Source organism: Streptomyces sp. NPDC006450 (genome assembly GCF_040612195.1).
Taxonomy (GTDB): Bacteria; Actinomycetota; Actinomycetes; order Streptomycetales; family Streptomycetaceae; genus Streptomyces.
In genome coordinates, this window is the sequence record NZ_JBEXPT010000030.1 from 50,031 (window position 1) to 56,938 (window position 6,908).

The window sequence follows — 6,908 nt, forward strand, 5'->3', positions numbered from 1 at the left end:
CCGGCCGGGTGCGTGCTTCTGCCGACGGCCGGGGAGTGGTGGGCGCCGAGGCCACGTGGTGCCTCGGCGCCGCGGGGCGGGGGCGAGACCGGGCCCGGGGGACGCTTCACCGCGGGTGCGGGTGCGGGTGCGGGTGCGAGTGCTGGGTCGGTGGGTCGGTGGGTGGGAGCCGCTTCGCGGCCGTGGGAGGGGTGGCGTGGCACAGGGAGTGGCGTGCCCGTTGCCCCGGGTCGGGTGGGGGGATCGATTAAGGTGACCAAGTGAAGATCGCCCTCATGGACTCCGGTATCGGCCTCATCGCCGCGGCCGCCGCGATGCGCCGGCTGCGGCCGGACGCTGAGCTGGTGCTGTCCTGCGACCCCGACGGGATGCCCTGGGGTCCGAGGACCCCGCAGGACCTCACCGGCCGGGCCCTCGCCGTCGCGCGGGCCGCCGCCGCGCACCGGCCGGACGCGCTGATCGTCGCCTGCAACACCGCTTCCGTCCACGCACTGCCCGCGCTGCGCGCCGCACTGGAGCCCGGGATCCCGGTCATCGGGACCGTGCCGGCGATCAAGCCCGCCGCGGCCGCCGGAGGACGCGTGGCCATCTGGGCCACCCCCGCCACCACCGGCAGCCCCTACCAGCGCGGCCTGATCCGCGACTTCGCCGACGGGGCGCGCGTCACCGAGGTGCCCTGCCCGGGGCTGGCCGACGCCGTCGAGGCCGGCGACGAGGCCGCGGTCGTACGGGCCGTCGCCGCGGCCGCCGCGCTGACCCCGGCCGACGTCACCGACGTGGTGCTCGGCTGCACGCACTACGAGCTGGTCGAATCCCCCATCCGCGCCGCGCTCGACCGGCGCACCGGCGGCGGCGCGTTCGTCTTCCACGGCTCCGCCGAGCCCGTCGCCGTCCAGGCCCTGCGCCGCCTCGGCGCCCGCCCGGAGCCCGGCCTGCCGCACACCGGCAGCCTGACCGTCCTGCTCAGCGGCCGCCCCGGCACGCTGCCGGAGCCCGCCCTCGGATACGCCGAGGGGCGTCTGCTGGCGGGTCGGAGTGATCACCGCCGCGAAGCCCTGTCGGGATGACGCCCTGACGTTCCGGGACGCGGTGCCGCCGGGCGGTACGGCGGTCAGCCGAAGGCCCGGCGGTAGGCGTGGGGGCTCACCCCGGTGGGTGCGCTCGGAGCGGTCGCGGAAAGCGGTGCGCGCACCGAAGCCGAACTGGGCGCCTATGCGTTCGACGGAATGCTGCGTGGTCTCCAGGAGGCGCTGGGCCCGGCGGATGCGGGCGGGGGGTCCTGGACGATGAACTGCGCCTGTCCGCCCTGCCGTTCGACCGTCCTGATGGTCATCCGCCCGGGCACCGCCACGGGAGCCTGACGGTTCCGCACCGCCGCCCGGCGGGCTCACGCCTCCCGGGCGGCGGCCCCGGCCGTCGCGAGGCGCCGGGCGAGTTCCCTTAGCCCGGCGGCGTCCAGCACGCGATCCCCGTAGCCCGGCACGGGTACGTGCAACAGGGCCGTCCAGGACTCCGGGACCGCCGCCGCGCCGTACCGCGCCCCGGCCAGGGTGCCGGTGACCGCCGCCACCGTGTCGGTGTCGCCGCCCAGGTCCACGGCCGCCCGTACGGCGTCCGCGAAGCCGGTCGTGGTGCGCAGCGCCCACACCGCCGAGCCCAGGCAGGGCCACACCGCCCCGTTGAACTCGGTGGCCAGCTCCGGATGCCAGTCTGGGGCGAGGACCCGCGCGTACCGCTCGCGGTGGTCCGGGTGGACGTGCGCCAGCGTCGCGGGGAGCGCGGAGAGGGGGTCGCCGCCGTCCAGGGCCACGCGTACGAGCTCGTGCAGGACGGCCGTGCCCTCCCAGGCGGCACGGTCCCCGTGGGTGAGCGCGGCGATCCGCCGGGCGGCGTCCATGGTCGGCTCCCGCCCGGAGGGGGCGAAGTACACCGCCGAGGTCGAGGCGCGCATCAGGGATCCGTTGCCCGCTGCCCGTGCATGGGTCTGGAAGTGCAGCGCGGCGGCCAGGTCCCACGGGTCGCCGCTCGTCAGCACGATCTCCGTCTGCAGCCCGATGTCCTTGGGGTCCCCGGCCGCCCAGCGCCGGAACCGGTCGAAGATGTCCGGGAGTTCGAGCCCGCCGGAGTCCAGCAGGGATTCCCCTACGAGCACCGCCATCTGCGTGTCGTCGGTGGCCTCGCCCGGATCCCAGCCGCCGCCCCCGCGCATCTCCTTGCCGCGGGCGCTCAACTGCCCGGCGGGGCCGAACTCGTAGGGCGCGCCGAGCGCGTCCCCGGCCGCCGAGCCGAGCACGGCGCCGACGGCACGGTCGATCCGGGTGGTCACGGGGTCTCCTCCTGAGGTCCGGGACATACGCGGTCCAGGACACCATGGGCGACGGCGCCCAGGTCGTCCAGCCCGGCCGAGGCCAGGGTGTCCGGTCGGTGCGGCGGGTCCGGCCCGGTGGGCGGGTCCGGGGCCGGCCTCCGCGAGCCGGGTGGCGAGTGCCCGGTCGTGCTCCAGGCAGCGCTCGGCGACCGCACGCAGCAGTGCGTCACGGGTCGGGAGGTGGTTCTTGGTGGTGCCGAGCGGCAGGTAGCCGGATCTTGCCCGGCCCGTGCCGCTCGAGGCCGGTCGGCGTTCCGCTTCCTCGCCGGCATGTCCGCCAGGCGCGTCCATAAGATCCACATGTGTCCGTACGGGTCCTCAACCGCGATTCAGGGCGAGAAGGCCGGTGGCATCCCTGTGGAACGTGAGTACGCTGCTACACATGACGGGTCATCCCTCGGGTCCGCTCTGGACGGGCCGGGCCTCCAACCGCGTGCAGTGGGTCCTCGCCGGAGCCGGTGCGGCTTGTCTCGCGCTCGGCATCGAGATCGCCGTCGACCACGCCTGGGACTCCGGCATCGTCGCGCTGCTCATGGCGGTGATCGGCTGCCTCGCCGCGGGCCTGCTCATCCTCTTCGGCACCCTCGCCTTCGTGCACGCCGCCGTCACCGTCGACGCCGAGGCCATCGAGGTGCGCTGCGGGCACATCGGCGTGCCGCGCCGGAAGATCCGGCTCGCGGAGGTGGCGGCGGCCGAGTACGCGCCCCTGGTCACCCCGCAGCAGTGGGGCGGCTGGGGCTACCGCTGGCGTCCCGAGCGCGGCACCGCCGTCATCGTCCGGCGCGGGGAAGCCCTGGTACTGCGGCTCGGCGACGGCAAGCTCTTCACCGTCACGGTCGACGACGCGGAGAACGCCGTACGTGTGATCCGCACCCATCTGCGCGCCCTGGCCCACTGACTCCGTCACCTGCACAGTGAGGGGACGTACACTCCGCCAGATGAGCAGCAGTGCGACCCGCGCGGCCGGGAACGAAGCCGGGAACGATGCCGGGAACGATGCCGGGAACGATGCCGGGAACGATGCCGGGAACGAACCGCGGGGACAGGCGGAGGCGGAAGACGGCGTGCGGACGCAAGCGCCCGTGCGGCGATGGGCCGCCCGGTCGGTGCGGCCCGTGCTCGCCGTCCTGTCCGGAGTGCTGCTCTACCTCAGCTTCCCGCCCCGCCCCTTGTGGTGGCTGGCCCCCTTCGCCCTCGCCCTCCTCGGCTGGTGCCTGTACGGGCGCCGCGCGCGGGCCGGTTTCGGCCTCGGCGTGCTGCACGGGCTCGGCTTCCTGCTGCCGCTGCTCGTCTGGACCGGTGAGGGCGTCGGCCCCGTCCCCTGGCTGGCCCTGGTCACCCTCGAATCCCTCCTGATCGGCCTCACCACCCTCGGTATCGCCCTCGTCAGCCGGCTCCCCGGCTGGCCGCTGTGGGGCGCCGCCGTCTGGATCGCCGGAGAGGCCCTGCGCGCCCGGGCCCCCTTCGGCGGCTTCTCCTGGGGCAAGCTCGCCTTCGGCCAGCCCGACGGGGTCTTCCTGCCGCTCGCCGCGGTCGGCGGCACCCCGCTGCTCTCCTTCGCCGTGGCCCTCTGCGGATTCGGGCTGTACGAGGTCCTGATCGTCGGCGCCGACACCCGCCGGGCCACCGCCGCGCTGCTCGCCGCCACCGCCGTGGCCGCCCCGCTCGCCGGGGCACTGGCGGCCGCGCCGCTGGTCTCCGACGCGGCCGAGGACGGCACCGTGGTGGCCGCCGTCATCCAGGGCAACGTCCCGCGCGCCGGGTTCGACTTCAACGCCCAGCGCCGCCAGGTCCTGGACAACCACGCCAACCGCACGATCCAGCTCGCCCAGGACATCAAGCTCGGCAAGGTCGCGAAGCCGGACTTCGTCGTCTGGCCGGAGAACTCCTCCGACATCGACCCGTACACCGAGCCCGACGCCTACGGCGTCATCGACAACGCGGTCAAGACCATCGGGGTGCCCGTCGCCATCGGCTCCGTACTGGCCCCGGAGACCGGCCCCCTGCGCAACACGATGATCCTGTGGGACCCGGTCAAGGGCCCCGTGGACACCTACGACAAGCGCAAGATCCAGCCCTTCGGCGAGCGCATCCCGATGCGCTCCTTCGTCCGCCTCTTCAGCTCCGACGTGGACCGGGTGCGGCGCGACTTCGGCCCCGGAAAGGAGCCCGGCGTCTTCGACATGGCGGGCAGCGGAGTCGGCATGGTCACCTGCTACGAGGCCGCCTTCGACGACGCGGTCCGCTCCACCGTCCAGGCCGGCGCCCAGGTCATCGCGGTGCCCAGCAACAACGCCACCTTCGGCCGCACCGAGATGACCTACCAGCAGCTCGCCATGGACCGGGTCCGGGCCGTGGAGCACAGCCGGACGGTACTGGTCCCCGTCACCAGCGGGGTCAGCGCCGTGATCCGCCCCGACGGCGAGATCGTGCAGCAGACCAAGATGTTCACGGCCGACGCCCTGGTCGCGGAGATCCCGCTGCGCTCCGCGCGGACGCCGGCCACCCGGTTCGGCCCGCTCGCGGAGTACGTGCTGCTGGCCGTGGCCCTGGGCGGCCTCGGCTGGTCGTTCGCCCGCCGTTCCGCCCGGTCCGCCCGGTCTTCGCAGGGGGTCGGGGCATGACCACACCCGACTTCATCCGTACCCTGCGTGCCACCGCCGGTCACCAGTTGCTGCTGCTGCCCGGGGTGACCGCCGTCGTCGTCGACGACCGGGGGCGGGTCCTGCTGGGCCGGCGCGCCGACACCGGACGGTGGTCCGTCGTCGGCGGGATCGCGGAACCGGGGGAGCAGCCGGCCGACACGGCGGTGCGCGAGGTGTACGAGGAGACGGCCGTGCGGTGCGTACCGGACCGGGTGGTGCTGGTGCAGATGCTCCCGCCGATCACCTACCCGAACGGGGACGTCTGCCAGTTCCAGGACATCACCTTCCGCTGCCGGGCCACCGGCGGGGAGGCCCGCGTCAACGACAACGAGTCGCTGGAGGTGGCCTGGTTCGCACCGGACGCGCTGCCGGAGCCGCTGGAGTCCTTCGCGGTGGACCGGATCCGCCAGGCCCTGCGCGACGAGCCGACCTGGTTCGAGTCCCCCGCGCCGATCGGCCCCGCCGGCTGACCGCCTCGCCCCGCCGGCTGACCGCCCGCCCCGCCGCCACCCTCTCCCGAGCTGCGCCCGGCCCCGGGTCAGCCGCCGGCGGAGGCCTCGCGGTAGAGCTCCACGGCCCGGTCGCCCATGACCGCGCTGTACGAGACCTCCGGCACGGTCCCGCCGCCCTCGTGGCCTCCGAGGACCCCCGCCAGGGCGCCGTCGACGAGCCAGGGGCTGCCGCTGGTGCCGCCGCTGAGGTCCGGGCACTCGATGCGGCGCTGGGTCCCGGAGAACAGGGTCGTGGCGTTGGCGCAGTACAGCGGGGAATCGGCGCGGCTCGGGTAGCCCACGACGGACACCCTGGCGTCGGCAGGCTGCCGCGGAGCGACCGGGAAGCCCCCGACCACGTCCTCGATCCGCCGGCCGTCCAGGGGGGCCACCGTCGCGAAGGCGATGTCCTCGTCGGGGTCCTCGCCGTCCGTCCAGCCCGGGGCCGCGTACACCCCGGTGAGCTTCCACAGGCCGTAAGGGGCCCTGCCGTCGCGGTAGCCCGGGGCGAAGAAGGTGGTGTCCGGGCTGCCCAGGCAGTGTGCGGCGGTGACGATCACATCGCGGCCCCGGCTGCGCACCACGGACGCGGTGCAGAAGTGGCCGCCGTCGAGCCCGCCCGCGAAGAGAGCGCCGACCCGCACGGCCGTCCCGTCGGCGGCGGCCGTGACGGTGACGCCGAGCGGCGGTTCGGCCGACGCGTCGGAGGCATCCACGCTGAGCAGGGCCGTCATGGTGGCGAGGGCCAGCAGGATCCGCGCAGCGCGCCGGCCACGGGCGCGGGCGCGGGAGCGGCGGTCCGGTCGGGAGACGAGGCGCTGGATCATGCTCCGAGCCTCGTGGGGGAACCTGTGACCGGAGCCGGGCAAGCCTTGTGAATCCCCTGTGAATCAGCGGAGGAGCCGTACGGCCCGCATCATCGCCCGCGACACCGCCGGTTCAGTCGCGCCGCTCGTACACCGTCACCCGGCGGCCGCGGACCTCCCGGTCCTCCACCACGGTGAACTCCGCCCGCAGGACGGCCGCCTTCGCCCGGTCCGCCGCGGAGCCCGAGGGCTTCGCCGCCTTCCGGGAGTCCGTCACCAGGAGGACCCGCCGCTGCTCCCGCAGGGCCGCCGAGATCCGTGCCGGGGCGGCCTCCTCGCCCTTGAGGGTGCCGGACTCCGCGGGGCCGCGTGACAGGGCGACGTCCTTCAGACCGGCGAACGCCCCGGGCGAGACCAGTGCGGTGTCCCGCCGGGCCGCCGGCACGAAGAGCACCGCGTCGCCGTCCCGCTTCAGCACGGACACCTCCCCGGCCACCGCCAGTACGTCGTCCACGCGGCTGGCCGGAGACCGGTCGGCCAGGGCCACGGGCAGCAGCGCCACCGCCGAGACCGCGACCGCGGCCGGCACGAGCGCGCC

Annotated in this window: 7 protein-coding genes and 1 pseudogene; 5 read left to right on the plus strand and 3 right to left on the minus strand. The window is 75.0% G+C overall.

What is annotated here, in order from left to right:
- Positions 1-260 precede the first annotated feature (260 nt).
- A complete protein-coding gene (locus ABZY57_RS12865; RefSeq protein WP_356511117.1) occupies positions 261-1,067 on the plus strand; it encodes an aspartate/glutamate racemase family protein in 807 nt (268 codons plus the stop codon).
- Positions 1,068-1,151: 84 nt separating this feature from the next.
- Positions 1,152-1,361: a hypothetical protein gene (locus tag ABZY57_RS12870; protein WP_356511119.1), complete on the plus strand. Its 210-nt coding sequence runs from the start codon at positions 1,152-1,154 to the stop codon at positions 1,359-1,361.
- 26 nt (positions 1,362-1,387) lie between these two features.
- Here the strand turns inward: ABZY57_RS12870 and ABZY57_RS12875 are convergent, their stop codons facing one another.
- Entirely contained in the window at positions 1,388-2,353 is a 966-nt protein-coding gene (locus ABZY57_RS12875; protein ID WP_356511121.1) for an ADP-ribosylglycohydrolase family protein, read from the minus strand.
- Between the two features lie 397 nt (positions 2,354-2,750).
- On the opposite strand from ABZY57_RS12875, the gene ABZY57_RS12880 reads away from it, so the two are divergent.
- The 3 genes from ABZY57_RS12880 to ABZY57_RS12890 are packed head-to-tail and all read left to right on the plus strand — an operon-like array spanning position 2,751 to position 5,483.
- Positions 2,751-3,266 carry a hypothetical protein gene (locus ABZY57_RS12880; RefSeq protein WP_356511123.1) on the plus strand — a complete coding sequence of 172 codons (516 nt, stop codon included), beginning with the start codon at positions 2,751-2,753 and terminating at the stop codon, positions 3,264-3,266.
- A gap of 40 nt (positions 3,267-3,306) precedes the next feature.
- Positions 3,307-4,992 carry an apolipoprotein N-acyltransferase gene (gene lnt, locus ABZY57_RS12885; protein WP_356511125.1) on the plus strand — a complete coding sequence of 562 codons (1,686 nt, stop codon included), beginning with the start codon at positions 3,307-3,309 and terminating at the stop codon, positions 4,990-4,992.
- The gene (locus ABZY57_RS12890; protein ID WP_356511127.1) at positions 4,989-5,483 is read left to right on the plus strand and encodes an NUDIX domain-containing protein; all 495 of its coding nucleotides are present in this window, start codon (positions 4,989-4,991) and stop codon (positions 5,481-5,483) included. The genes lnt and ABZY57_RS12890 overlap by 4 nt, the downstream gene beginning before the upstream one ends.
- A 68-nt stretch (positions 5,484-5,551) precedes the next feature.
- Here the strand turns inward: ABZY57_RS12890 and ABZY57_RS12895 are convergent, their stop codons facing one another.
- Both ABZY57_RS12895 and ABZY57_RS12900 read right to left on the minus strand, forming a co-directional pair.
- Positions 5,552-6,331 carry a trypsin-like serine protease gene (locus ABZY57_RS12895; RefSeq protein ID WP_356511129.1) on the minus strand — a complete coding sequence of 260 codons (780 nt, stop codon included), beginning with the start codon at positions 6,329-6,331 and terminating at the stop codon, positions 5,552-5,554.
- Positions 6,332-6,443: 112 nt separating this feature from the next.
- Positions 6,444-6,908 (minus strand): annotated as a pseudogene (locus ABZY57_RS12900) (hypothetical protein); the annotation flags it as partial.